General features: G+C 42.2%; 24 protein-coding genes, 5 tRNA genes and 1 pseudogene. 27 read left to right on the top strand and 3 right to left on the bottom strand.

Annotated features, from left to right (window positions below):
- From FTU38_RS02650 to argH, 3 genes are all read right to left on the bottom strand, one after another.
- Positions 1 to 375, bottom strand: a 375-nt coding sequence (locus tag FTU38_RS02650) for a transposase family protein (RefSeq protein WP_180110491.1), incomplete at its 3' end; no start/stop codon positions are given.
- A 574-nt stretch (positions 376 to 949) separates the two neighbouring features.
- Positions 950 to 1,222, bottom strand: a complete 273-nt coding sequence (locus FTU38_RS02645) for an oxidative damage protection protein (RefSeq protein WP_078193129.1) — start codon at positions 1,220 to 1,222, stop codon at positions 950 to 952.
- Between the two features lie 27 nt (positions 1,223 to 1,249).
- On the bottom strand, positions 1,250 to 2,680 hold the full coding sequence (argH, locus tag FTU38_RS02640; protein WP_171262638.1) for an argininosuccinate lyase: 1,431 nt from the start codon (positions 2,678 to 2,680) through the stop codon (positions 1,250 to 1,252).
- Between argH and FTU38_RS02635 the strand changes: the two are divergent.
- From FTU38_RS02635 to rpoB, 27 genes and pseudogenes are all read left to right on the top strand, one after another.
- Positions 2,671 to 3,824, top strand: a pseudogene (locus FTU38_RS02635) (sensor histidine kinase). The gene argH and the pseudogene FTU38_RS02635 overlap by 10 nt on opposite strands.
- Positions 3,825 to 3,877: 53 nt before the next feature.
- Complete coding sequence (locus FTU38_RS02630) at positions 3,878 to 4,618, top strand: LytTR family DNA-binding domain-containing protein (protein WP_180110489.1); 741 nt, start codon at positions 3,878 to 3,880, stop codon at positions 4,616 to 4,618.
- Positions 4,619 to 4,713: 95 nt separating this feature from the next.
- Positions 4,714 to 5,631, top strand: a complete 918-nt coding sequence (gene hemC / locus FTU38_RS02625; RefSeq protein ID WP_218954687.1) for a hydroxymethylbilane synthase — start codon at positions 4,714 to 4,716, stop codon at positions 5,629 to 5,631.
- A gap of 3 nt (positions 5,632 to 5,634) precedes the next feature.
- Entirely contained in the window at positions 5,635 to 6,414 is a 780-nt protein-coding gene (locus tag FTU38_RS02620; RefSeq protein ID WP_180110488.1) for a uroporphyrinogen-III synthase, read from the top strand.
- The gene (locus FTU38_RS02615) at positions 6,411 to 7,253 is read left to right on the top strand and encodes a hypothetical protein (RefSeq protein WP_180110487.1); all 843 of its coding nucleotides are present in this window, start codon (positions 6,411 to 6,413) and stop codon (positions 7,251 to 7,253) included. The genes FTU38_RS02620 and FTU38_RS02615 overlap by 4 nt, the downstream gene beginning before the upstream one ends.
- Positions 7,254 to 7,259: 6 nt before the next feature.
- Positions 7,260 to 8,453: a heme biosynthesis protein HemY gene (locus FTU38_RS02610; RefSeq protein ID WP_180110486.1), complete on the top strand. Its 1,194-nt coding sequence runs from the start codon at positions 7,260 to 7,262 to the stop codon at positions 8,451 to 8,453.
- A gap of 9 nt (positions 8,454 to 8,462) precedes the next feature.
- Entirely contained in the window at positions 8,463 to 8,894 is a 432-nt protein-coding gene (locus FTU38_RS02605; RefSeq protein ID WP_180110485.1) for a thioesterase family protein, read from the top strand.
- A gap of 142 nt (positions 8,895 to 9,036) precedes the next feature.
- Positions 9,037 to 9,363 (top strand): H-NS family nucleoid-associated regulatory protein, encoded by a 327-nt coding sequence (locus FTU38_RS02600; protein WP_180007248.1) that lies wholly within the window; start codon positions 9,037 to 9,039, stop codon positions 9,361 to 9,363.
- Between the two features lie 167 nt (positions 9,364 to 9,530).
- The gene (gene gspN, locus FTU38_RS02595) at positions 9,531 to 10,274 is read left to right on the top strand and encodes a type II secretion system protein N (RefSeq protein WP_180012120.1); all 744 of its coding nucleotides are present in this window, start codon (positions 9,531 to 9,533) and stop codon (positions 10,272 to 10,274) included.
- The gene (locus FTU38_RS02590; protein ID WP_180007029.1) at positions 10,274 to 11,140 is read left to right on the top strand and encodes a type II secretion system protein N; all 867 of its coding nucleotides are present in this window, start codon (positions 10,274 to 10,276) and stop codon (positions 11,138 to 11,140) included. Before gspN ends, FTU38_RS02590 begins: the two co-directional genes overlap by 1 nt.
- Positions 11,141 to 11,182: 42 nt before the next feature.
- Complete coding sequence (gene gspD, locus FTU38_RS02585; RefSeq protein ID WP_180110484.1) at positions 11,183 to 13,414, top strand: type II secretion system secretin GspD; 2,232 nt, start codon at positions 11,183 to 11,185, stop codon at positions 13,412 to 13,414.
- A 77-nt stretch (positions 13,415 to 13,491) separates the two neighbouring features.
- The gene (locus FTU38_RS02580) at positions 13,492 to 14,241 is read left to right on the top strand and encodes an FHA domain-containing protein (RefSeq protein WP_180024947.1); all 750 of its coding nucleotides are present in this window, start codon (positions 13,492 to 13,494) and stop codon (positions 14,239 to 14,241) included.
- 77 nt (positions 14,242 to 14,318) lie between these two features.
- The gene (locus tag FTU38_RS02575; protein WP_180002846.1) at positions 14,319 to 14,987 is read left to right on the top strand and encodes a phosphoglycolate phosphatase; all 669 of its coding nucleotides are present in this window, start codon (positions 14,319 to 14,321) and stop codon (positions 14,985 to 14,987) included.
- Between the two features lie 117 nt (positions 14,988 to 15,104).
- A complete protein-coding gene (gene trpE / locus FTU38_RS02570; RefSeq protein WP_078193306.1) occupies positions 15,105 to 16,598 on the top strand; it encodes an anthranilate synthase component I in 1,494 nt (497 codons plus the stop codon).
- A 98-nt stretch (positions 16,599 to 16,696) separates the two neighbouring features.
- Positions 16,697 to 16,772, top strand: a tRNA-Thr gene (locus FTU38_RS02565).
- Positions 16,773 to 16,826: 54 nt separating this feature from the next.
- Positions 16,827 to 16,910 (top strand) — tRNA-Tyr (locus FTU38_RS02560).
- Between the two features lie 38 nt (positions 16,911 to 16,948).
- Positions 16,949 to 17,024: transfer RNA gene (locus FTU38_RS02555), tRNA-Gly, on the top strand.
- Between the two features lie 23 nt (positions 17,025 to 17,047).
- A tRNA-Thr gene (locus FTU38_RS02550) sits at positions 17,048 to 17,122 on the top strand.
- 154 nt (positions 17,123 to 17,276) lie between these two features.
- Positions 17,277 to 18,467, top strand: coding sequence for an elongation factor Tu (gene tuf / locus FTU38_RS02545; RefSeq protein ID WP_078190047.1), 1,191 nt, complete (start codon positions 17,277 to 17,279; stop codon positions 18,465 to 18,467).
- A gap of 55 nt (positions 18,468 to 18,522) precedes the next feature.
- Positions 18,523 to 18,598: transfer RNA gene (locus FTU38_RS02540), tRNA-Trp, on the top strand.
- Positions 18,599 to 18,674: 76 nt separating this feature from the next.
- Complete coding sequence (secE, locus tag FTU38_RS02535; protein WP_078189832.1) at positions 18,675 to 19,115, top strand: preprotein translocase subunit SecE; 441 nt, start codon at positions 18,675 to 18,677, stop codon at positions 19,113 to 19,115.
- Between the two features lie 7 nt (positions 19,116 to 19,122).
- Positions 19,123 to 19,656, top strand: coding sequence for a transcription termination/antitermination protein NusG (gene nusG / locus FTU38_RS02530; RefSeq protein WP_078189831.1), 534 nt, complete (start codon positions 19,123 to 19,125; stop codon positions 19,654 to 19,656).
- A 115-nt stretch (positions 19,657 to 19,771) separates the two neighbouring features.
- On the top strand, positions 19,772 to 20,200 hold the full coding sequence (gene rplK / locus FTU38_RS02525; RefSeq protein WP_004868049.1) for a 50S ribosomal protein L11: 429 nt from the start codon (positions 19,772 to 19,774) through the stop codon (positions 20,198 to 20,200).
- Positions 20,201 to 20,203: 3 nt separating this feature from the next.
- Positions 20,204 to 20,899 (top strand): 50S ribosomal protein L1, encoded by a 696-nt coding sequence (gene rplA, locus FTU38_RS02520; RefSeq protein WP_078189830.1) that lies wholly within the window; start codon positions 20,204 to 20,206, stop codon positions 20,897 to 20,899.
- A gap of 301 nt (positions 20,900 to 21,200) precedes the next feature.
- Positions 21,201 to 21,707: a 50S ribosomal protein L10 gene (gene rplJ, locus FTU38_RS02515; protein WP_111885844.1), complete on the top strand. Its 507-nt coding sequence runs from the start codon at positions 21,201 to 21,203 to the stop codon at positions 21,705 to 21,707.
- Positions 21,708 to 21,755: 48 nt separating this feature from the next.
- Positions 21,756 to 22,127 (top strand): 50S ribosomal protein L7/L12, encoded by a 372-nt coding sequence (gene rplL / locus FTU38_RS02510; protein ID WP_078189828.1) that lies wholly within the window; start codon positions 21,756 to 21,758, stop codon positions 22,125 to 22,127.
- A gap of 304 nt (positions 22,128 to 22,431) precedes the next feature.
- Complete coding sequence (gene rpoB, locus FTU38_RS02505) at positions 22,432 to 26,520, top strand: DNA-directed RNA polymerase subunit beta (protein ID WP_180002850.1); 4,089 nt, start codon at positions 22,432 to 22,434, stop codon at positions 26,518 to 26,520.
- Positions 26,521 to 26,609: the final 89 nt, after the last annotated feature.

Here is a 26,609-nt window from a genome sequence, read left to right as displayed (position 1 = left end):
TTTAGGCCTTTGGATTGGAATTTCTGTGGCATCCACGATCACAACATTCCAATCGATGCCTTCGCCCTCGGGTAAATCTTTGGGTAAATTAAAGAGATTGGACCGAATCAGGCAGTCTTCAACATGATGGACAATTCTTGAGGCTGTGGGCTCTGAACCCCCGTAGCTCGTCGCAACGTGAAATAAGGTTCGGTATTCCCGCCAATAGCTTAGACAGAGCAGAACCTGGTCTTCCAGGCTTAACTTGGGCGGTCTGCCTTTGGCAGGGACATGTTTCTTCAATTGCTCAACCATCAAATAGAAAGTTGACCATGAGATGCCTGTGTATCGCTTGAACTGAGGATCAGAAAGCTTGTTTGAATCGATGTATTTCATCCGCAGATTATGCACGAATGCTAAGAAATCCGGAGTGCAAATATTAACCAAAAAGAAGATCGTTTTTTGATTTATGAAAGAGATCTATTATTTAAATAATAAGTTCATTTATTTAAGTTTAAATAAAATTGATCAATGGATAAAAGATTTTCCAGCAATGATGAAGATCATTTCTGAATGAAAGCTTACACAGACGTCATCTTGGTTTTGCGAAAATAGCAGTGCTCCGAAGCAAAAAAAGAGTCCTTTCAGACTTTATTTTGAAATTACGCACTTCGCTTGTCTTACGTAATTTTTAGAGCAATAAAAAAGAATCCCCAAGATTGGAGATTCTTTTCAATTCAAGCCTACGAGCAGCATAGCTGCTTGTCTTGCGGCGTGGCAGTACTCCTAAGCACAAAAAAGGGGCCCCTTTGGACTCCTTCATGACATTTGAAGCTACGCGCTTCGCTTGTGTTGCGTAATTTTTAGAGCAATAAAAAAGAATCCCCAAGATTGGAGATTCTTTTCAATTAAAGCCTACGCACAGCATAGCTGCTTGTTTTGCGGCGTGGCGGAGCAGTGCTCAGCTTTATCACGCCTCAGGCTTTAGGCCTTCGGCTTTTTCTAAAGATTCATCATTGCTGAAGAATTTTTCACGTTGCTCTTCAAGGAACTTTTTCGCGTCAGCTTCAAACACGTTTAAACGTTTTTCATTGATCAACGTAGTTTGGTGTTTTAGCCATTCTTGCCAAGCTTGTTTAGATACCGTATCAAACAATTCTTGTCCCTTTGCACCCGGGAATGGTGCAAAGTCTAAACCTTCCATTTCAGCCTGATATTTACGGCAAAAAACTTGTCGAGACATATCAATACTCCATTTAACTTGAAAAAGTTATGCGTAAAGTTTTTCTAAACGTGCGTGTGCGCGTTCAATTGCTGCTTCAACTTGAGCAGGTGCAGTACCACCAATGTGGTTACGTGCATTGACAGATGCTTCAAGTGTTAATGCTTTTTCGAAGACATCGGCCTGAATCAAGTCAGAGAACTGTTGAAGTTGCTCAAGGGTTAATTCTGAAAGATCTTTGCCTTCTTGAACACCGAGAGCAACTGCTTTACCCACAATCTCATGTGCATCACGGAATGCCACGCCATTTTTAACGAGGTAGTCGGCAAGGTCAGTTGCAGTTGAGAAGCCACGCAGCGCTGCTTCACGCATGATGTCAATGTTTGGCACTAGTGCAGGGATCATGTCGGCAAATGCCATGAGTGAGCCACGAACAGTATCGATTGCATCGAATAGTGGTTCTTTATCTTCTTGGTTGTCTTTGTTGTATGCCAATGGTTGACCTTTCATCAGGGTCAATAGGCTCATCAAATCACCATATACACGGCCAGTTTTACCACGGATCAACTCAGGAACGTCTGGGTTTTTCTTTTGCGGCATAATTGACGAGCCAGTGCAGAAACGGTCAGGAATATTTACAAATTTGAACTGAGCCGATGTCCAAAGAATCATTTCTTCTGACATACGTGATAAATGCATCATGATGAGTGATGCCGCAGCATTGAATTCAATACCGAAGTCACGGTCAGACACAGCATCTAAAGAGTTTTCTGCAACGGCTTCAAAACCTAGTAATTCTGCAGTGAATGCGCGGTCGATCGGGTAGGTTGTTCCAGCAAGTGCAGCAGAACCTAAAGGCATGCGGTTGGTACGTTTACGGCAGTCAATTAAACGCTCTGAGTCACGAACCAACATTTCAAACCACGCCATTAAGTGGTGGCCAAAAGTCACTGGCTGTGCAGTTTGTAAATGCGTGAAGCCCGGCATGATGGTATTGGTGTTTTTCGCCGCTAAGCCCAAGATACCTTTTTGTAATTTTTGCAATAATTCTAAAATCGCATCGATTTCGTCGCGAACATACAGACGGATATCGGTTGCAACTTGGTCATTACGGCTACGACCGGTGTGTAGTTTTTTACCTGTAATACCGATACGTTGAGTCAAGCGTGACTCAATATTCATGTGCACATCTTCTAGGTCAATGCGCCATTCGAAGTTACCCGCTTCAATTTCTGCTTTAATGGTGTTTAAGCCATTAATAATATCGTCACGCTCTTGTTCAGTTAGAACGCCAACTTTTGCAAGCATGGTTGCATGTGCAATTGAACCTGCAATATCTTGTTTATAAAAGCGTTGGTCAAACTGTACAGATGCTGTAAATTCAGCAACAAAAGCGTCAGTAGCTTCGGAAAAACGACCGCCCCACATGCCTGAAGTTTGGGCTTGTGACGGATTTGAGGAATTAGAAGATGTGGTCATGTCGGCTCAATAAGATAAAAAGCATAGAACTGAGCAAGAGTATAGCAAATTCGAACCCAGTTGCCGAAGGGCAAGTTGATCAAACTTTTAGACAGGGTTTAGGTCTATGACAATTTCTGTATTTTCAGGAAAAATGGGCCGTTGGCACTATCTGTGGGAGCTTTTTCTTGCGGGTAATATTGTGGCGTTGGTCTTGGCTTTGGCCCAAGCTCATTCGTGGCAAGCCTTAAGTGTTTCCAGTGTCATGCAGCATGTGTTGTTTATTAACTGGATTTTATTGGCATTTGCTGCATTTTCAGAGCTATTGCAGAGTAAGACGCGTGGTTTGAGCATGAAAATGCTCATGTTTAGCGGGTTTGTTTTATTGCAAGCTTTGGTGTTGTTCACCACCTTAATTTTAAATGTTTTGATCTATTTGGGTGAAAATTTCAGTTTAACTGGCTTGAGTGCAGACGTTTTAGCTGCTGGTGTAGTTTTAAATCTGAGCTATGGGGTTTTACTTGGCGCATTTTGTTTTCGATATTTATATTTAAGAGAGCAGTGGGGGCGACAACATCATAGTGAATTAAACGCACGTATTCAGGCGATGCAAGCTCGGATTCATCCGCATTTTTTATTTAATAGCTTAAACAATGTGATTAGCTTGATTGCGATTGACCCAGATAAAGCGGAGCAAATGCTGCTGAATTTATCGCGTTTGTTCCGTGCGAGTTTTCAAGAATTGAAGCTAGTGAGTCTCAAAGATGAGATCGATCTGTGTCAGCGTTATTTGGCCATCGAACAAATGCGATTGGGGGATCGGCTCAATGTGGAGTGGAAACTGGCCGACATTGAACAGTACGCTCAAGTACAAATTCCACTATTAACTTTACAACCTTTGTTAGAAAATAGTATTTTTCATGGAGTCGAAAAGATTTTGACAAAGAGTACGATAAATATATTGATTGAAATATTACAAAATCAAATTAATATCGTTATTACAAATCCTTATACACAGGATACAATTAAATTACGTCAGGGGAATGGTATTGCCATCGAAAACGTGAAACAGCGACTTGAGGCATATTATGGTCAGCATGTCACTTTTCAAACCTACGCAGGCGAGGGAATGTATACGACTGTGGTGCAATATCAATATAAATAGAAATCTCAGTTGACCAATAAAAATAAATGACGTTAACGAGATAAGGAGGAGAAATGGACATCCTGATCTGTGATGATGAGCCTCTAGCAGTAGAGCGATTGTCACGTTTAGTCACTCAACTTGGACATCAGGTGGTTGCGAAAGCTTCGCATGGTCAACAAGCGATTGACTTGGCTCAAAGCCTCGAGCCTGATGTCATCTTACTAGATATACAAATGCCTGAAATGGATGGATTGACTTGCGCGAAATTGTTGCGTGAATTAGACCCCATGCCCGCTATTATTTTTTGTACTGCATATGATCATCATGCACTTGATGCATTTAAGTCGAATGCAGAGGGATATTTACTAAAACCGATTATGCAACAGGAATTGCAGCAGGTTTTAGATCATTTAACTAAATTAACCCAAGCTCAATTGAGCACGATAAAACAAAAAGAAAATATGGACGAAATTAAAATCAGCCGCCATCAAATCGCGGCAAAGACCTATCGTGGTGTAGAGCTGGTACCTGTGGAAAATATTTACTATTTTCTTGCGGATCAGAAATATGTCACTGTTCGGCACAAAAACGGCAGCGTACTCATTGATGAAACGCTGAAAGATTTAGAGCATGAATTTGGTGATTGCTTTATACGCATCCATCGCAATGCCTTGGTGTCAGTGAGCTTTTTAGATGGTTTAGAAGTCGTAAGCTCAGGGCAATATCAGGTGCGTTGTCGAGATTTAGAAGAACGTTTGGCGGTCAGCCGTCGACATTTACCAAATTTACGCGAGCGAATACAGAAATTATAGGGCAAGTGTCAAAGCACATTGCGAATTAAGCTTGCATTTTCAACTGAGCAAGTTAAGTTTAGAATAATAGCCCTATAGACTGTATTTTAAAATTTATGAATATCCTTAAGATCGCAACTCGACAAAGCCCGCTTGCACTGTGGCAGGCGGAACATATTCGTGCACGTTTAGAAGCACTTCATGCAAATTTAAAAGTTGAGTTGGTGACCTTTGTGACCCAAGGTGACAAGATTCTAGATACCCCTTTAGCCAAAATTGGGGGAAAAGGATTATTTGTAAAAGAATTAGAAGCGGCATTGTTGGATGGTCGTGCAGACTTGGCGGTACATTCGATGAAAGATGTGCCGATGGCATTGCCTGAAGGTTTAAGCTTAGCCGTGATGTGTGAGCGTGAAGACCCATTAGATGCTTTCGTTTCAAATACCTATAATAGTTTTGATGATTTACCACAGGGTGCGAAGGTGGGGACGTCGAGCTTGCGCCGCAAATGCCAAATTTTAAAACAACGTCCTGATCTTGAGATTATTGATCTGCGTGGCAATGTGGGTACGCGTTTATCTAAACTTGATGCAGGCAACTATGATGCGATTATTTTGGCGAGTGCAGGGCTGAAGCGTCTGGGCTTAGCAGGGCGTATTCGTCATACTCTTGAGCCTGTTGTGAGTTTACCTGCAGTTGGACAAGGTGCATTGGGCATAGAATGTCGTAGCCAAGATCAAGCTGTATTGGATTTAATTTTGCCCTTAATGCACGCAGAGACCAATGCTTGTGTACGCGCAGAACGTGCTTTTAATGCATATCTAGAAGGTGGCTGCCAAGTGCCGATTGCTGGGTATGCAACCTTAGAAAATGGTCAGATTCATTTGGAAGGTCGTGTCGGTAGTGTTGACGGTCAAACCTTGTTGAAAGCACAGCAAGTAGGTCTTCCCGAACAAGCTGAACAGTTGGGTGTCAAATTGGCCCAAGACTTGTTAGCCCAAGGTGCAGGTGAAATTTTAAAGGCACTGTATTAATACATGCTTTTTATCAATACACGTCCAGCAGATCGTGCAACGCAGCTTAGCTTGACGCTGCGCTCTGCGGGTGTTGCTGTGGCTGAGCTTCCATTACTTGAGCTCAAGCCGCGGGCATGGTCAGAAGCATTGGCAGCGTGCTACGCCCAGTTGAGTGCTGCGGATGTATTGGTTGTGGTGAGCCCCTCTGCGGTCACCTTTGGTATACAAGGTCTGCGTAAGGCAGGCATTTCACTTGAACAGCTCGAACATACTCAATGGATTGCAGTCGGTGACGCAACCGCAGCAAAGCTGGCTGATTATGGCATTCACAGTGTTGTGCCGCAGGTGGAAACCTCAGAGGGAATGCTCACCTTAAGCCATTTAGAACAATTAGAGGCCGGGGCTTGTGTAGCGTTTTGGCGCGGTGAAGGTGGTCGTCAATTTATGATGCAGCAGTTGCTAGCACGTGGCATTCAGATTCTCAATTTTGTGCTATACGAACGGCATCTACCGGAAGAGACCACTCAAAAAGTAAAAACACTCATTTCTGAACATCAGTTGTCATCTCCATATTGTATGTTGATCACCAGTGAGGCCAGTTGGCTCAATTGGCTTGACTTGATTCAGTCGCATTTATCAGTGCTGAGTCATGCACATTTTTTAGTTTTAGGTGTAAGGTTGTTCGAGCTACTTGAGCAAAGTCGTATAACACTGAACAAAGATTTTAAAATTATTCAACTCGAAGATTTAAACGCGACACACATATTGCAGCATGTGCAAGTCGTGCAGGGAAATACATGAAGAAGTTGTTTGTCGTTGTGGTCATTGTCGCCGTACTTTGGTTGGCTAAACTCAGTTTTGACTTGTTTCAGGTCAATGCTCAACAAACCGAACTGATGCAACAACAAACTTTATTGCAACAGCGCAATGCAGGTTTGAATGATCAGGTCGTGGCTTTGAAACGCCAGTTGAATGGCACAACGACCGAGATGTCGGCTGCAACGACATCGAATGCTTCGATTGCTGCTGAGGCGACCCATAGTATTGAGCCAATGATGGTTGTGGGCCAGCAACTTGATTTGGTTGAATTTGCCATGCAGCAACAACAATTTGCTGTCGCTTTGGAAAAATTAAACCAATTAGACCAACAATTAGATCAGTTGAGCTTGGCACCTGCACTGCGTATGAGTTTGCATCAGGTGATTCAAAAAGACCGTGAGACCTTAAAGCAATATGTGACAGAGCGTCAGTTGCAATCTGATAAAGTGAAAAATACCCTGCAATCCATCGATCAATTGTTAGAAAAAGAAATATTAAAGCCATACAGTTCAAAAGAGCAGCAAAAAGGTCTTTCTTTTTGGCAAAAATGGATTCAAGTCGAATCAGTCGAACAACCGAGTCCCGTATTAATGCAGCGTAGCTTGGTATTAAAAGAAATGCAGTTGCGTTTAATTTTGGCTCAGCAGGTTTTAAATCAAGGACAATATCCTCAATTTCAACAAGAAATCACTGAAATTATTCAAATTATGCAGCATTTGCCAGATGCTTCATTAAAACCAATACGCCAACGTTTAGAACAATTAAAGGACATTCCGGTTATTTCTGTACCGTTGTTAAATACTCGGGCACTCATAGGATAATCGACTATGAAACATATTTTATTGGCCTATTTATTTATTAGCTTATTGGTTGTTGCCATTATTAGTTTGCTGAGTTTTGGGCATGGTGCAGGCTATGTGTATTTATACTGGCGTGAATGGCAAGTTCAATCCAATATTTGGTTTTTAGCATTATTGCTGGCACTACTGAGTTTGATCGTGCAAATGTTTTGGTATGCGGTTAAACGTTATTTAAGTCGAGAACAACGTAAATCTGAAACGGTCTTTAGTTTTAATAAACTACATCCCTATGAGCAATTGGCTGTCATTTGGCTTTTAAATGCTGCGCAAGATCAAAAAAACTTTATTCAGCAAGCTTTTACTGAGTCTGGATTATTAAAAGGGGTGATCGATGCGCGTTTATATTGGATTCAGCAACAATATGAAACAGCATTAAATGCATTAACTCAGACCAGTCCAATGGCTTTTGAGCTTGCAGAATTGCAACGGATTGAAATTTATTTATCTCAACAAGAGGGTGAAAAGGCTTTAACGCATCTTGAATTTTTAAATCAACATGAACTATCGCCATGGTTGCAAAAAGTCAGTAGTGCCTATGAGCAGCGCCTAACCACGCTATGGGGCATGTTTGCGTTGCAGTTTCCTTGGTTGTATTTGCGTTCGACACGTTATGGACATTTAGATGAGCTGACAAAACAAGCTTGGTTGGAGCAATTATTATCAGCGTTTGATCAAGCTGATGTCGATGACTTACAGTATTTAAAGCAGCGTTATTTGGACTTACAAGATCAAATCACAGAGCGTAAATATGCGGTCAAAGTGCTGTGGTTAAAAGTCTTGTCTCGTATGCCAGAGATGAGTCAGGAACATGAGCAATTGGCTATTCATTTACTGGAACAGCAATTTAACAAAGAAGTGTTCTTTTTGTGGTTCCAGCAAAAAATGCTGAAGCAAAACCCTGACTATGTGGCTGTAGAACAGCAGATTCAACGTTGGGAAGAAAAGTATCCTGCGCTGCCTGTTTTTAGTTTTGCAAAATGGAATATTTACCAAGCGACAGCACGCCAAGCTGAAGCAGATGCATTGTTAGAATTATATCCAGATGATGTATTAATGAGTTATTTACGCATCAAGTCAGCTTTAAATCAGCAGGATGAATTGATCAAACAATTAAATTTAGTATTTGAAAATAATGCCAATTTTATGGAAATTCGAATATAAGGATATTATATGCAAGAAGATTTAGCTCAATATTCATTGATTCATACTCAACACGTAGCTTGGGGGGATATGGATGCTTTTGGTCATGTAAATAACGTGCATTATTATCGTTATATGGAAAGTGCGCGGATTGGTTATTTAGATCAGTTGGATATATTTAATCAGTCTGTGGTTACGGTTGTTGCTTCAAGCCAGTGTAAATATTTAAGCCCAGTGGTTTATCCTGATATTTTAAAAGTGGCAACGCGCGTTGAAGAATTAAGAAACAGTGCATTTCGTATGCGTTATATATTATGGAGTGAACAGCAACAAAAAATTGTTGCAACAGGCGATGCGGTTATTGTGTGCGTGGATAAAACGACTCTGCAAAAAACCTCTATTCCAGAAAATATTAAAACCAAAATAAAAGCCTTAGAAAATTCAGTGGGAAATAATATTTAAATACAATTTAACTTTATCTATTTTAAGGAGTCATGTTAAAATATTGTAGTAAAATGAAAATTATTTATTGAATAAAAATTTTATTATAATATTATGAGCGAGTTTTCATAAGCATTATTAAAATGAAATTTCGGAGTTAAAGATTATGCCTGATATTAGTAATTTATCAGTTGAAGAGTTAAAGAAGCTTCAAGTAGAAGCTGAAGCACTGATTGCATCTAAAAAAGATCAAGCGATTGAAGATGCGTATAACCGTATTGTTGAAATTGCAGAAAATTTAGATTTAAGCGTTGAACAAATTCTTGAATTTGGTTTAAGCAAACGTAAAAAATCAACGCGTAAAGCTGTTGAGCCACGTTACCGTAGCAAAACCAATGCAGATGACACGTGGACTGGTCGTGGTAAACAACCACGTTGGTTAGTGGCTGAGTTAGAAAAAGGCGCGAAACTAGAAGACTTCTTAATTTAAGAACAATTCATGAAATCGTCATATCCTGAGTTCAGGATAATTAAACCAGGCAAATGCCTGGTTTTTTTATCTCTTTGAATTGGCTATGCAGAAAAAGTATGCATAATGTGTCTATAAAGAAAAATGTTTAAATGATGGAAAAAAATTGATGGATCGGTTGTGGTGGGATGATCAATAAAACTAATAATATTCGGTGGCTCATTTTTGCTGCGATCAGTTTTTTAATTTTCGTTATGCTGCAAGTGCCAGCAGCGTGGCTCATTACAAAGTTTTATAAAAATAACCAAATGCTACATAACGTCAGTGGCAATATTTGGCATGGGCAAGCAGATTGGACACGAGGAAATTTGAAAGGCTCGTTAAACTGGAACACACGCCCGTGGGACTTGATTTTATTACGCTTGGGTGCAAATGTTGAAATTCATAGTGGCAATACCAAACTGCAAGGTGTGATGGGGTATGGTTTTGGCAAAAGTATTAGCATCAAAAACTTAGAGGGTCAAATTGCCCCTGAAACTTTAAAAAGTTTTGCCGATTGGCAATGGCCAACGAATGCCATTCAATTAAAAGATGTGCAGTTTAAATATAAGCCACAACAGGGATTTAGTCAGTCATTAGGCGAGATGCAGTGGGCAGGTGGGGATTTATCCTTTAGCTTTGCACAGCGTCAAGAGTCAATGAATGTGCCTGCCATGTTAGCTCAATTAAAAGATGATAATGGCAAATTGTCGATTGATGTTCGAGATCAACGCGAACAAAAGATGATGAATTTATCACTTGAGCCAGACCTCATGTTGGATGTGCAATTAACCCAGCGCTTTTTGATGAATGTTGCTTCCTATGAAGGTAAGGCAGGATTAGATACGTATGTGATTAGTTCGCGTCAACCTCTATTGAGTGGGGTGAACTGATGGCTGACTATTTCGAAAAAATCCGCGAGATCAATTGGAAGCAAACAGATCGACTTGCACCTGTGGTCTTGGTTTTAATAATTTTGTACCTGTGCTGGAAGTTAGCCGCTTTATTTTGGTTATTGATTGCACCGCCACAAGCCATGCAGTTAGACCGAGTTGAATTGGGTTCACAGCAAACGCAAGTTCCTAATATTAGCTCTTTTGCCTTGTTTCAGGAAAACCGCAGTTCAGCAGCTGACGCGCAGTTAAATATGGTGTTACAAGGTGTGGTGGTTGGACAGCCAAGTCGCTACTCGTCGGCAGTGATTAAGGTCAATGAGAGTTCAGATCGCTACTTGGTTGGAGAAACCATTCAAGGTTCATCATATCAACTGGCTGAAGTGTACTGGGATAAGGTGATTTTAACGCAGGGTAATGGTGCACGGCGTGAATTAGCGTTCCAAGGTATTGAAAACGGATTAGATCAACCGATTGTCCCTACAGCCAATGCAACATCAGGCGGATCTTTGCAAAATAACAGCATGCAAAATGCAGCTAATCCTGCAAATTCAGGGCAAGGCACGACGCAGTCCGCGATTGGTCAGGCCGTACAACGCATGACAGAAAATCGTGAGCAATATCTGCAGGAAATGGGGGTGAATCCATCAGGTAATGGTGGGTTTGAGATTTCAAATCGAACACCTGCTGCCTTGAGAAATAAATTGGGTTTGCAACCGGGTGACCGCATCATGTCTTTAAATGGGCAGGCAGTCGGTGCAGGACAATCTGAGGCGCAATTATTAGAACAAGCCCGCCGTGAAGGGCAGGTGAAACTTGAAGTCAAACGTGGTGATCAAGTGATGACCATACAACAGGATTTTTAGTGATGTTTCATCACTTTATAGGGTTAGGAAACACAGGCGTATATGGCTTTATTTAATAATAACCGTTCAACTTTAGCTGCCTATGCCATGGTGCCCTTGGTTGCTATGGTCAGCACAGCAAGTTATGCACAAACATGGAAAATCAATTTACGTGATGCAGATCTTACGGCATTCATTAATGAAGTCGCAGATATCACGGGGAAAAATTTTGCAGTTGATCCACGGGTACGAGGAAATGTAACGGTTATTTCCAATAAGCCTTTAAATAAAAATGAAGTCTATGACCTGTTTCTCGGTGTATTGAATGTCAATGGCGTGGTAGCGATTCCATCAGGCAACACCATTAAACTGGTTCCAGACAGTAATGTAAAAAGCTCGGGCATTCCTTATGATGCGCGCCACCGTGCATCTGGAGACCAAATTGTCACCCGAGTGATTTGGCTTGATAACACCAATGCCAACGACTTAATTCCAGCCCTACGTCCATTGATGCCGCAATTTGCACATTTGTCAGCAGTGGCAGGGACCAATGCGCTGATTGTGTCAGATCGCGCAAGTAATATTTACCAGCTCGAAACGATTATTCGTAATTTAGATGGAACGGGTCAAAATGATATCGAAGCCGTGACGCTGCAATCGAGTCAGGCCGAAGAAATGATTGGGCTATTAGAGTCGATGAGTTCGACCGGCGCATCAAAAGACCCAAAAGGGTCACGAATTCGTATCATCGCAGACAATCGAACCAATCGTATTATCATTAAAGGTGATACAGCGACACGTAAGCGTATTCGTAAGATTATTGAGACCTTAGATGTGCCTGCGGCAGATCGATTGGGTGGATTGAAAGTTTTTCGTCTAAAGTATGCAAGTGCAAAAAACTTGTCGGAAATCTTACAAGGCTTGGTCACGGGGCAAGCTGTTTCGAGTACGAATTCATCGAATAGCTCAAACAGCAGCACGATGAACAGCTTAATGAATGATAATAACAGTTCAAATTCACAGTCATTCAGTTCACAAAATAACACCAGTTCAGGTATTAACCTCAACAGCAATAACTCTTCCAATAATACGCAAAATGGTATTTCAAGTTTTAATGCCAATGGCGTCAGTATTATTGCCGATACCACACAAAATGCACTGATTGTGAAAGCAGATCCGCAGCTCATGCGTGAAATTGAATCTGCGATTTCTCAGCTGGATATTCGTCGTCAGCAAGTGCTGATTGAAGCGGCGATTATTGAAGTCGAAGGCACGGATACCGATCAACTCGGTGTGCAATGGGCGTTGGGTGATATCAGTAGTGGTATCGGCTTAATTAACTTTGATAACTTTGGTTCTAGTTTAAAGAATATTGCCGCAGGTTATTTAACTGGTGGCGCTGCGGGTGCAGGTAGCGCGGTGAGTGCGGGTACTTCTTTGGTCCTTGGTGACTATCGTGAAGGTAGTGATGGTTCACGCAAACTCTATGGTGCGATGGTTCAGGCCCTAAAAGAAAAAACCAAATCCAATTTATTATCTACACCGTCTATTGTGACGATGGATAACGAAGAAGCCTATATTGTGGTGGGTGAGAACGTTCCATTTGTGACAGGCTCGGTCACCACCAATGGTGGTACAGCCAATCCATATACATCGATTGAGCGTAAAGATGTCGGTGTGACTTTGAAAGTTGTGCCGCATATTGGCGATGGCGGTTCGGTGCGTTTAGAGGTCGAGCAAGAAGTTTCTGATGTAAAAGACAATAAAGGCCAAGCGTCGGATTTGGTTACGACTAAACGCGCGATCAAAACCTCGATCTTGGCAGAGCATGGTCAAACAATTGTGTTGGGTGGTTTGATCTCGGACAATACATTGCATGGACGTCAATCGGTTCCGGGGTTGGGGGCTATTCCTGTACTCGGCAAACTCTTTAGCTCGGAAGGAAAATCCAACAGTAAACGTAATTTGCTGATCTTTATTCATCCGACTATTGTTGGAAATTCTGCCGATGTGAAGAAAATGTCTCAGCAGCGCTACAGTCAGCTCTATAGTCTGCAACTGGCACTGGATAATGACGGTAATTTTGCGAAATTACCTGAAAATGTTGATGATGTGTATCAGCAGCGCATACCTGTTTCAAAGGGTATAGCACCAGCCCCTGTGTATAAGACGGTACCCACAGCACCACAAACGACACAGCCAGCGGCAGTGGTCTCCACGCCAGTCGCTATTGAGCCTGCAGTAAAGCGCCAAACCATTACTGTACCAAATGGCAAAGTAGCGGGCACGCCTTAGGTGAGACAGCAGGGTGGTTTAGCTTTAAAACCACAGCATGCTATGATGAAAAAAACGAGCAATAGAGAATTAACTTCATGACTTGGAAAATTCAAGCAATTTCTGGTGATTTAACAGGACAAGAAATTAGTATTGAGCGAGATATGTTGGTGGGTCGTCATCAACAAGCAGATATTGTTTTGCAAGAATCTGATGTATCGCGTAAACATGCTGCCTTTGTACTGAAAGATCAGGCACTCTGGTTGCAAGATCTTAATTCATCCAATGGGACGTTTATTAATGATGTCCGTTTGACTGGTGAATCACTTTTAAAAGAAGGTGATATTGTACAGTTTGCCAGTGTGAAGTTTAGTTTATTGGCTCCAGCTAAAGCTGTTCAGATCCCAGCGGATATTGAACAAAGCGTTGAAGCGTTGCAAACAGAAGAAATTACACCTGTTCAGCAGCCGTCTGAAGCTGTTGCAGTTTCTGAAACTGTGGCACAAGAGTCTGTAGCAAACACGTCTGAGACTAAGGCACAAGAGCCTGTTGTTAAAACCGCAGCACAACAAATGAATGATCAAGGTATGCCAGAGTTGAAAGAGCGAGATGGCTCGGTTCAATTGACTCGTGATGGTATGCCGACCAATGTAGGTGTGCCTAAACCTGCACCAATTCCTGAGGGAATTGACGTAACTGCTGTTCCGAAAAATGAAGCATGTGATGTAGAAATTCCAGCGACATGTGTAGAGCAAGAACGTGAAGCACAAAAAAATGCCTCTGTGGGCTTAATCTCAGTCATTGTTTTAATCATTCTTGCAATTATTGCATGGGTGTTGTTTAAATAAACCGAGACATTCCTCAAAAGGCATGCATGGGCATGCCTTTTTTATGGGGAAAATTTACAAAAAAATAGAGGGACATTATGTTTGAAGTTCGTTTAGCAGAACGCCAAATGATTTTATTTGATCTGGATGGAACGCTAGTCGATTCAGCATCTGACTTACATCGTGCGATGAATATGAGTCTAAATGCGTTGCAATTACCTTTGGTCACAGAAGAGCAGGTGCGAAACTGGATTGGGAAAGGAACTTCATTGTTTTGTCATAGCGTACTTGAATACTTGACCGGGAAGGTGGATGCCGCACAGCACCATCTTTTACTGGAAACTTTTCTAAAAATTTACAATGCCGATCCTTGTGTCTTGACGCAGCCCTTTGACGGCATTCTATCGTTCTTGGATTGGGCAAAAGCAGAGCAGAAAATTCTGATTTGTGTAACCAATAAACCAGAGCAACCGGCACGCAGTATTGTACAGGCACTGGGTATGCATGATTACTTTGATGATGTGATAGGCGGAGATCGTTTTGAAGAGCGGAAACCACATCCCAAGCAGCTAGAGTATTGTGCGGAACATTATGCCTTGCCAAAACAGCAAATTTTGATGGTGGGTGATTCTGTCAATGATGTAGAGGCAGCACGTCGTGCTGGTATTGATTGTATTGTGGTCAGCTATGGCTATAATCATGGTGAAAATATTCGAGATTGTCAGCCGCAGCACGTGGTTGATAACTTAAAAGAATTATTGGGTTGAAATAATTAGGGTTAAGGAAGTGAAAATGAGCAAGTGTGTAGGTTTTCGATGGCGTCACTCAATCAGCATGAGAAGAAATTAACTGAAATTGACCACGCGAAATATAGAGAAACCCAAATGACTACACAAACTCAATTTGAACAACTGAAAACTGCTGGATATAACTTGATTCCGGTATATCGTCAGCGCTTGGCAGATACAGAAACTCCACTTTCTGTCTTTGCGCGATTAAAACAACATAAACAAGCCTATTTATTTGAATCTGTAGAGGGTGGCGAAAACTGGGCGCGTTACTCCATTATTGGCTTGGGCGAGTCCACCGTATTTTCGTGTAATGAAGGGCAGTTGACCGTTCAACATGCTGATGGCTCGGTTGAAAAACAACAATGTGCTGACCCATTTCAATACATTCGTGACTTCCAAGCACAATATAAAGTGCCTACACAGCAAGATTTGCCAGCGTTGCCGAGCTTTACCGGTGGATTGGTTGGATACTTTGGTTATGATGCTGTACGTTATATCGAACCAAAGCTCAATAACGTTCCAGAAGCTGACCCGGTCGGGATTCCGGATATTTGGATGATGCTATCAAAAACCGTCATCGTCTTTGATAACCTTAAGGATACCTTATTCTTAATTGTGCATGCCGATGTAAATGATGCTGAGGCCTATACCAAGGCGCAGCAACAATTGGATGAGCTAGAAGAACTTTTGGCAACCCCAATTGCACTCAAAGCAAATAAGCATACTGCACCACAGTTTGAATCCATCACTGGACATGACAATTTTATTGATTCTATTGCGAAAGTAAAAGAGTACATTAAGGCCGGTGATGTGATGCAGGTTGTGCCGGGCCATCGTATGGTATCCGATTTTGATGGTGAGCCTTTGCAGGTCTATCGTGCACTACGTCACCTCAATCCATCGCCATATTTGTTCTTGGTGCAAGGGCAGACACTAGAAAATGACATTCCTTTTCATATCGTCGGTTCATCACCTGAAATTTTGTCCCGTTTAGAAAATGGTGTGGCAACAGTTCGTCCTTTGGCGGGAACGCGACCACGGGGTAAAACAAAAGAAGAAGATTTAGCGCTAGAAAAAGATTTGCTATCTGATGAAAAAGAAATTGCAGAGCATTTGATGTTGATCGATTTGGGGCGAAATGATGTTGGACGCGTTTCTAAAATCGGTAAAGTTCACGTGACTGATCAAATGGTGATCGAACGTTATTCGCATGTCATGCACATTGTGTCAAATGTGCAAGGTGAAGTACGTGATGATGTCGATGCTTTGGATGTTTTTAAGGCAACATTCCCTGCGGGCACGCTTTCAGGCGCACCAAAAATCCGTGCTATGGAAATTATTGACGAAGTTGAACCAGTAAAACGTGGAATTTTTGGTGGTGCTGTTGGTTATTTAGGCTGGCATGGTGAAATGGACATGTCGATTGCGATTCGTACCTGTGTAATTCGAGAAAATAAGGTCTATGTTCAAGCTGGAGCAGGGGTAGTTTATGACTCAAATCCTGAATCAGAGTGGAATGAAACCCAAATAAAAGCTCGCGCAGTGATCAAAGCGGTTGAATTATCATCAAATGGATTGATTTTATGAGTTTTTCACGTTTTTTTTAGAAAAAACACTTGCAAGGATTTCAAGATTTGCTAAACTGCACACCGTTCCGATACGAAACGTACGAAACACTAAGAAACGCCGGCATAGCTCAGTTGGTAGAGCAACTGACTTGTAATCAGTAGGTCCACAGTTCGAATCCGTGTGCCGGCACCATCTTAGAGAGTTTGAGAGTGAGTAGAAAGAACGGCACTGAAGTAAGTGTAAAATGGTGAGGTTCCCGAGCGGTCAAAGGGGGCGGACTGTAACTCCGCTACGAAAGTTTCGAAGGTTCGAATCCTTCCCTCACCACCAATTTTAAGACTTCAATAAGTGGTTTGTACCAACATCGTGCGGGAGTAGCTCAGTTGGTAGAGCGGTAGCCTTCCAAGCTACATGTCGCGAGTTCGACCCTCGTCTCCCGCTCCATATCTATTGAAGTGCTTATATTTGCTCTTATAGCTCAGTGGTAGAGCACTCCCTTGGTAAGGGAGAGGTCTCGAGTTCAAATCTCGATAAGAGCTCCAGATTTTACAGTTTAGCAACTTTAAATGTTGCACAAGATTCCAGAAGCAGGCTTTTTAGTCTGCTTTTCAAGTATTGGGTGTTTATTTTTTTAGGCGATATGTCGGAGCTGGGTTTTACTCAGAATTGTGTTCGACGTAAACGAGGAAGAAAAGCATGGCTAAGGCTAAGTTTGAACGTAATAAGCCACACGTTAACGTGGGCACAATCGGTCACGTTGACCATGGTAAAACGACTTTAACAGCTGCGATTGCAACTGTATGTGCAAAAAAATTCGGTGGTGAAGCGAAAGATTACGCTGCAATCGACTCTGCACCAGAAGAAAAAGCACGTGGTATTACAATTAATACTTCACACGTAGAATACGATTCTCCAATCCGTCACTACGCTCACGTAGACTGCCCAGGTCACGCCGATTATGTTAAAAACATGATTACTGGTGCTGCGCAAATGGATGGTGCGATCCTTGTATGTGCTGCGACTGATGGTCCAATGCCACAAACTCGTGAACACATCCTTCTTTCTCGTCAGGTAGGTGTACCTTACATCGTTGTATTCTTAAACAAATGCGACCTTGTTGACGACGAAGAGCTTCTTGAATTAGTAGAAATGGAAGTTCGTGAACTTCTTTCTACTTATGACTTCCCAGGCGACGACACCCCAGTAATCCGTGGTTCTGCTCTTGCAGCGCTTAATGGTGAAGCTGGTCAATATGGCGAAGACGCAGTAGTTGCTCTTGTTGAAGCTCTTGACTCTTACATTCCAGAGCCAGAACGTGCTATCGACCTTGCATTCCTTATGCCAATCGAAGATGTATTCTCAATTTCAGGTCGTGGTACAGTAGTAACTGGCCGTGTTGAAACTGGTATCGTGAAAGTAGGCGAAGAAGTTGAAATCGTTGGTATTAAAGATACAGTTAAAACAACTGTAACTGGCGTAGAAATGTTCCGTAAACTTCTTGACGAAGGTCGTGCGGGCGAGAACTGTGGTGTTCTTCTACGTGGTACTAAACGTGAAGACGTTCAACGTGGTCAAGTATTGGCTAAACCAGGTACAATCAAACCGCATACTAAATTCGACGCAGAAGTATACGTACTTTCTAAAGACGAAGGTGGTCGTCATACTCCATTCCTTAACGGTTACCGTCCACAGTTCTACTTCCGTACAACTGACGTAACTGGTGCGATCGCGCTTAAAGAAGGCGTTGAAATGGTTATGCCTGGTGACAACGTGGAAATGTCAGTAGAATTAATCCACCCAATCGCAATGGACGCTGGCTTACGCTTCGCGATCCGTGAAGGTGGCCGTACAGTTGGTGCGGGTGTTGTTTCTAAAGTAACTGCATAATATAATACAGTTATCTTTGTACAGATCGAGAGTTTCGACTCTCGATTTGCTCTGCAGGTCAGTAGTTCAATTGGTAGAGCGTCGGTCTCCAAAACCGAATGTTGGGGGTTCGAGTCCCTCCTGGCCTGCCAATTTTTTTTAAAAAGAAGCTTGATGCTGGCTCAACTGGTCATATAATAAGTCGCGAATCCTACGACGAGTACAAAAATGTCGAATGATAAATCGCGTGACGCATTAAGCGACGCGCCAATTCCTCAAAGAAATAATCCTGCTGAAGTTGTTAATTCTGGTTCCCCTTTAGACTATGTTCTGTGGGTTATCGCGTTGATTTTACTCGGTAGTTCTATGATGGTGAATCAACATTTGCCAGCATACTGGGCACCAGCGAATGATGTTTGGGTCCGTGTTGGGGTAATTTTGGCTTGTATCATCGTGGCTTTAGGTTTATTATACGCCACCCATCAAGGCAAAGGCTTTGTTCGATTGTTGAAAGATGCTCGAATTGAGTTACGTCGAGTGACTTGGCCAACCAAGCAAGAGACCATGACCACATCTTGGCAGGTACTTGCGGTAGTCTTAGTGGCATCTATTTTATTATGGTGCTTTGACTATGCTTTGAGCTGGTTAATGAAGTTTATTATCGGGTAAGAGAGCTATGAAACGTTGGTACATTATTCATGCCTATTCTGGTTATGAAAAACAAGTGTTACGCTCACTTAATGATCGAATCCAGCGTAGCGCTGTAGCCGATAGCTTTGGTGAAGTCCTTGTCCCTACTGAAGAAGTAGTGGAAATGAAGGATGGTAAGAAACGTAAATCTGAGCGTAAATTCTTTCCCGGCTATGTGTTAGTCGAGATGGAAATGAATGATGAAACTTGGCACATTGTTAAAGAATGTCCAAAAGTATTAGGTTTCATCGGTGGTACTGCAGAAAAGCCTGCACCAATTACGCAAAAAGAAGCTGATGCGATTCTTGCACGTGTACGCAATACTGGCGAAGCACCTCGTCCTAAGACGATGTTTGAACCAGGTGAAGAATTACTCGTAATTGACGGTCCATTCACCGATTTTAAAGGCGTGGTGGAAGAAGTTCTATACGATAAGTCACGTTTAACGTTGACGATTAATGTATTTAATCGACCAACTCAGGTTGAGCTGGAATTTCGCCAAGTCGAAAAATCGGTTTAATTTAACTTGGTTGATAAACGCCCGATTTGTTATGAGTCGGGCATTGTTGTTGTAACGGTATCGTTACTTATATGTATGGGGAGCCTAGCGGCGTTAGTACCCAGAGGTAATTGAAATGGCTAAGAAGATTGACGGCTATATCAAGCTGCAAGTTCCAGCTGGTAAAGCAAATCCATCTCCACCGATTGGTCCTGCACTAGGTCAACGTGGTGTTAACATCATGGCATTCTGTAAAGAATTCAATGCTGCGACACAAAAAGTTGAAGCTGGTCTTCCAATTCCAGTAGTGATCACTGTGTACAACGACAAGTCGTTCACATTCATCATGAAAACTCCTCCTGCTGCGATTCTTCTTAAGAAAGCTGCGGGCATCCAAAAGGGTTCAGCTGTACCTAACAAAACTAAAGTTGGTAAGTTGACTCGCGCTCAATTAGAAGAAATTGCGACTACTAAAGAACCAGATCTTACTGGTGCTGATTTAGACGCACGTGTACGTACCATTGCTGGTTCTGCGCGTTCTATGGGCTTGGAAGTGGAGCTATAAGACATGGCTAAATTAACTAAACGTCAAAAAGCCATTGTTGCTGCTGTTGAAGCTAACAAAGTTTACACTTTGGAAGAAGCAGTTGCAGTTCTTAACGGCCTTCCAGCAGTAAAATTCAAAGAATCTTTGGATGTTGCTGTAAACCTAGGTGTTGATCCTCGTAAATCTGACCAAGTTGTTCGTGGCGCGACTACACTTCCTGCAGGTACTGGTAAAACTGTACGTGTAGCTGTGTTTGCTCAAGGCGCTGCTGCTGAAGCTGCTAAAGCTGAAGGCGCGGACGTTGTTGGTTTTGATGATCTTGCTGAAAGCATCCAAGCGGGTAACCTTGACTTTGACGTAGTAATTGCAGCTCCGGATGCAATGCGCGTTGTTGGTAAGTTAGGTACGATTCTTGGTCCACGTGGCTTAATGCCAAACCCTAAAGTGGGTACTGTAACTCCTGACGTAGCTTCTGCTGTTAAAAATGCGAAAGCTGGTCAAGCACGTTACCGTGTAGACAAAGCTGGTATTATCCACGCTGCGATCGGTCAAGTAGGTTTCACTGCTGAAGCTGTTCGTTCAAACGTTGAAGCTCTTGTAGCAGACCTTAAGAAAGCAAAACCTGCTACTTCTAAAGGTGTTTACATCCAAAAGATCACTCTAAGCTCTACTATGGGTCCTGGTCTTGTTGTTGATGTGGCAAACGTTTCTAAATAAGTTTCGACTTATTACAGAATTTTAAAGCCCTGAGTAATATTTGAAGCGCTGCTTTAAATATTACGCAAGAAACGTTCCGTCGTATATTGCGTGATTCAGGCAAACTTTGAATTGATAAATTTAGATTTATCAGCGTCAAAGACCTCAGGCGAGGGGAGTTTTATGCTTTCTTCTTAATAGCCCAGCCTGAGTAGACGCGGTGGTGTGATTTGTTCCTCCTCCGCGTGTTGGTTCAGTGATGAGCTAACGAATTGGGAGTGCATCTGTATAGGTGCATAAATCACCGTTAGGAGGTTTTACAATGGCTCTTCTTATCGAAGGCAAAAAACAGATCGTAGCTGAAGTAACTGAAGTTGCTTCTACTGCGTATGCTGCTGTTGTTGCTGACTATCAAGGTTTAACTGTTGAGCAATTAACTGCTCTACGTGTTGAAGCTCGTAAACTAGGTGTTGCTACTCGTGTAGTTCGTAACACTTTGGCTAAACGTGCTCTTCAAGATACTCAATTCAATATCTTGAGCGACAACCTTGTTGGCCCAACAATCTTAGCTTTCTCAACTTCTGAAGACGACATGGGCGCAGCTGCTCGTTTGTTCGAAGAATTTGCTAAAACTAATAAAGCATTTGAACTTAAAGCTGCTGCATTTGACGGTAAAGTTTATCAAGGTGCTGAAGTTAGCGTTATCGCGAACCTTCCAAACCAAGAGAAAGCGCTTACTATGCTTGCAAACGTTCTTCAAGCTCCTATTTCGAAATTGGGTCGCCTTATTACTGCGCTCAAAGAGAAAAACGAGTCAGAAGCTGCTTAAGCTTAAATCAATTTACACACCATTCAATACCCATTTGGAGTTACTCTCATGGCTTTAACAAACGAAGAAATCTTAAACGCAGTTGCTGAAAAAACTGTTCTTGAACTTGTTGAACTTATTTCTGCTTTCGAAGAAAAATTCAACGTATCTGCTGCTGCTGTAGCAGTTGCTGCTGCTCCTGGCGCTGCTGGTGCTGCTGCTGAAGAACAATCAGAATTCAACGTTGAGTTGACTTCTTTCGGTGCTAACAAAGTTGCTGTAATTAAAGCAGTTCGTGAAGCTACTGGCCTTGGTCTTAAAGAAGCTAAAGATCTTGTTGAAAGCGCTCCTTCAGTTCTTAAAGAAGGCGTTTCTAAAGAAGAAGGCGAAGAACTTAAGAAAAAACTTGAAGAAGCTGGTGCTACAGTTACACTTAAGTAATCTTAAGGGGAGTCGATTTTTTTATAATCGGCTCCAAAAAATGGCTGGTGGCCCTTGGGTCATCAGCCTTTTTGCGTTACAATTATCGGCTCGATTTTTGTTTGCATGATATAAAAATCATACAAATTAAAAATAATTTATAAAACCAAACGCTTACCAATATTTTTCAGTAAAAAAATATTGTTAAGCGTTTTAATACCACTAAAAATTGCAGCATTTGTGAAAGTGGTGGCCATATCGGCCTGCGTAATTCCTTCTAAGTTCGTTCTGCAGGCGGACTTAGTTTACTTTCCGAGGACTCCAGATGGCATACTCATATACCGAAAAGAAACGGATCCGTAAGAATTTTGGTAAATTGCCCAAGGTAATGGATGTTCCGTACTTGCTCGCGATTCAAGTCGACTCGTACCGAACTTTCCTTCAAGACGGCAAAACTCCAAAAAACCGCGAAGATATCGGTCTCCAAGCCGCATTTCGTTCAGTTTTTCCTATTGAAAGTTATTCTGGCAATGCTGCTTTAGAATTTGTTGAGTATAGTCTTGGTAAGCCTGAATTTGATGTGCGCGAATGTATTCTTCGTGGCTCAACTTATGCGGCGCCAATGCGTGTAAAAATTCGTCTGATCATTAAAGATCGCGAAACTAAAACAATCAAAGATGTGCGTGAGCAAGAAGTCTACATGGGTGAAATGCCACTTATGACAGACAACGGTACCTTTGTGATCAATGGTACTGAGCGTGTAATCGTATCTCAATTACACCGTTCACCAGGTGTGTTCTTTGACCACGATAAAGGCAAAACTCACTCTAGCGGTAAAGTTCTTTATTCTGCTCGTATCATTCCTTACCGTGGTTCATGGTTAGACTTTGAATTCGATGCAAAAGATCTTGTCTATGTTCGTATTGACCGTCGTCGTAAATTACTTGCGACTGTTGTGCTTCGTGCCTTGGGTTATAACAACGAACAAATCCTAGACATGTTCTACGAAAAAGTACCTGTATATCTTGATATGGGTAGCTATCAAATTGACTTGGTTCCAGAACGTCTACGTGGCGAAATGGCACAGTTTGATATCGTGGGTACAGACGGTAAAACAATTGTTGAACAAGGTAAACGTATTAACGCGCGCCATGTTCGTCAAATGGAAGCAGCAGGTCTTGAAAAACTTTCTGTTCCTGATGAATACCTATATGAACGTATTGTTGCTGAAGATGTAACGTTACGTGATGGCGAAGTTGTTGCGGCAAATACCGTGCTTAGCCATGAAATTATGGTGAAATTGGCTGAAGGCGGCGTTAAACAATTCAACGTACTTTATACCAATGATATCGACCGTGGTCCATTTATTGCGGATTCTTTACGTGCAGATACTACAACTGGTCGTGAAGAAGCACTTGTAGAAATCTACAAAGTGATGCGTCCAGGTGAGCCACCAACAAAAGAAGCTGCTGAAAACTTATTCAATAACTTGTTCTTCTCTTCTGAACGTTATGATTTATCACCAGTAGGTCGTATGAAGTTCAACCGTCGTTTGGGTCGTCCTTACGAAGTGGGTACGGATCAGAAGTCTCGTGAAGTTGAAGGCATTCTTTCGAACGAAGACATCACTGATGTATTGAAAACATTAGTTGAAATCCGTAACGGTAAAGGTGAAGTCGACGATATCGATCACTTGGGTAACCGTCGTGTTCGTTCTGTTGGTGAAATGACAGAAAACCAATTCCGTGTTGGTCTAGTTCGTGTTGAACGTGCTGTTAAAGAACGTTTATCTCAAGCTGAAACTGATAACTTGTCTCCGCAAGATTTAATCAATGCGAAACCAGTTGCTGCTGCAATCAAAGAATTCTTTGGTTCAAGCCAGTTATCTCAGTTCATGGACCAAAACAACCCGTTGTCTGAAATTACACACAAACGTCGTGTATCAGCATTGGGCCCAGGTGGTTTGACTCGTGAGCGTGCGGGCTTCGAAGTACGTGACGTACATCAAACTCACTACGGTCGTGTATGTCCAATTGAGACTCCTGAAGGTCCAAACATTGGTTTGATCAACTCACTTTCTGTTTATGCGAAATGTAATAACTTTGGTTTCTTGGAAACTCCATATCGTAAAGTTGTTGATGGTCGTGTAACGGATGATGTTGAATACCTTTCTGCGATTGAAGAAGTAGGTACTGTGATTGCACAGGCCGATTCTGGTATCGATAAAGACGGTAACTTAACTGAAGAATTCGTATCTGTACGTCACCAAGGTGAATTCGTACGTATTCCACCAGAAAAAGTAACGCATATGGATGTATCTGCTCAGCAGGTGGTATCTGTAGCGGCATCACTTATTCCGTTCCTTGAACACGATGATGCCAACCGTGCATTGATGGGTTCAAACATGCAGCGTCAGGCTGTTCCTACTTTACGTGCTGACAAACCGCTTGTTGGTACAGGTATGGAAGCAAACGTAGCGCATGACTCGGGTGTGTGTGTACTTGCGAAACGTGGTGGTCGTATTGAGTTCGTTGATGCTTCTCGTGTCGTTATTCGTGTAAACGAAGAAGAGATGGTGGCAGGCGAAGCAGGTGTGGATATCTACAACCTGATCAAATATACACGTTCGAACCAAAATACATGTATCAACCAAAACGTTGTTGTACGTTTAGGTGATAAAGTTGCACGTGGTGACGTTCTTGCTGATGGTCCATCAACAGATGGCGGTGAGTTGGCATTGGGTCAAAACATGCGTGTAGCGTTCATGACTTGGAACGGTTACAACTACGAAGACTCGATCTTACTTTCAGAGCGTGTACTTCAAGAAGATCGTTTAACATCTATCCACATCCAAGAGCTTTCATGTGTTGCACGTGATACCAAATTGGGTGCTGAAGAAATTACAGCGGATATCCCGAACGTGGGTGAAGCTGCACTTTCTAAATTGGATGAATCAGGTATCGTTTATATCGGTGCTGAAGTAACTGCTGGTGACATTCTTGTTGGTAAAGTAACGCCTAAAGGTGAAACGCAGTTAACTCCGGAAGAAAAATTGCTTCGCGCAATCTTCGGTGAAAAAGCGGCTGACGTAAAAGACTCTTCATTACGTGTATCTTCATCTGTGAAAGGTACTGTAATTGACGTTCAAGTGTTCACACGTGATGGTCTTGAAAAAGACGAACGTGCTCAAGCAATTGAGAAAGCACAACTTGATGCTTACCGTAAAGACTTGAAAGAAGAATACAAAATCTTTGAAGAAGCAGCTCGTGAACGTATTGTTCGTCTATTGAAAGGTCAAGAATCTAACGGTGGCGGTACAACTAAACGCGGTGACAAATTAACTGAAGAGTTATTGTCTGGTCTTGAGTTGGTTGATCTTATTGAAATCCAACCAGTCGACGAAGCGATTGCTGAACGTTTAACTCAAATTCAAGTGTTCTTGAAAGAGAAGAGCCTTGAAATTGACGAGAAATTTGCAGAGAAAAAACGCAAATTGTCTACAGGTGATGAACTAACAACTGGCGTATTGAAAGTTGTTAAAGTTTACTTGGCTGTAAAACGTCGCATCCAACCGGGTGATAAAATGGCGGGTCGTCACGGTAACAAAGGTGTTGTATCAAACATCTTGCCTGTAGAAGACATGCCACACGATGCAAACGGTGTTCCAGTTGATGTTGTACTTAACCCACTGGGTGTACCATCACGTATGAACGTGGGTCAGATTCTTGAAACTCACTTGGGTATGGCGGCTAAAGGTCTTGGCGATCAAATCGACAAGATGATGAAAGAGCAGCGTACTGTACTTGAGCTTCGTGATTTCTTAGACAAGATTTACAACAAAGTTGGTGGCGAACAAGAAGATCTTGATAGCTTGACTGATGAAGAAATCTTGGTGCTTTCAGGTAACTTGCGTAAAGGTGTTCCTTTAGCAACACCAGTATTTGATGGTGCTGAAGAATCACAAATCAAAGAATTGTTAGAACTTGGTGGCATTTCACGTACTGGTCAAACAGTATTGTATGATGGTCGTACAGGTGAACGTTTTGACCGTCCTGTAACTGTAGGTTACATGTACATGTTGAAGCTGAACCACTTGGTTGACGACAAGATGCATGCGCGTTCTACTGGTTCTTACTCTCTAGTAACTCAACAACCGCTTGGTGGTAAAGCACAATTCGGTGGTCAGCGTTTCGGTGAGATGGAAGTATGGGCACTCGAAGCTTACGGTGCAGCATATACACTTCAAGAAATGCTTACTGTGAAGTCGGATGACGTTGAAGGTCGTACCCGTATCTATAAGAACATTGTAGATGGTAACCATTACATGGACCCAGGTATGCCTGAATCGTTCAACGTATTGACCAAAGAGATCCGTTCTTTAGGTATCAACATTGAACTGAAAAATGGTGACTAAGTAACCATTAATCCCCCCGGCCCCCTTTGCGAAAGGGGGAGTTCCCACTCGAAAGGGCAGGAGCTTCCCTCCTTAGAAAAAGGAGGGAC

Origin of the sequence: Acinetobacter sp. YH12098 (assembly GCF_013419235.1) — a bacterium.
GTDB lineage: Bacteria > Pseudomonadota > Gammaproteobacteria > Pseudomonadales > Moraxellaceae > Acinetobacter > Acinetobacter amyesii.
This window is presented reverse-complemented; position numbering and strand designations above follow the sequence as displayed.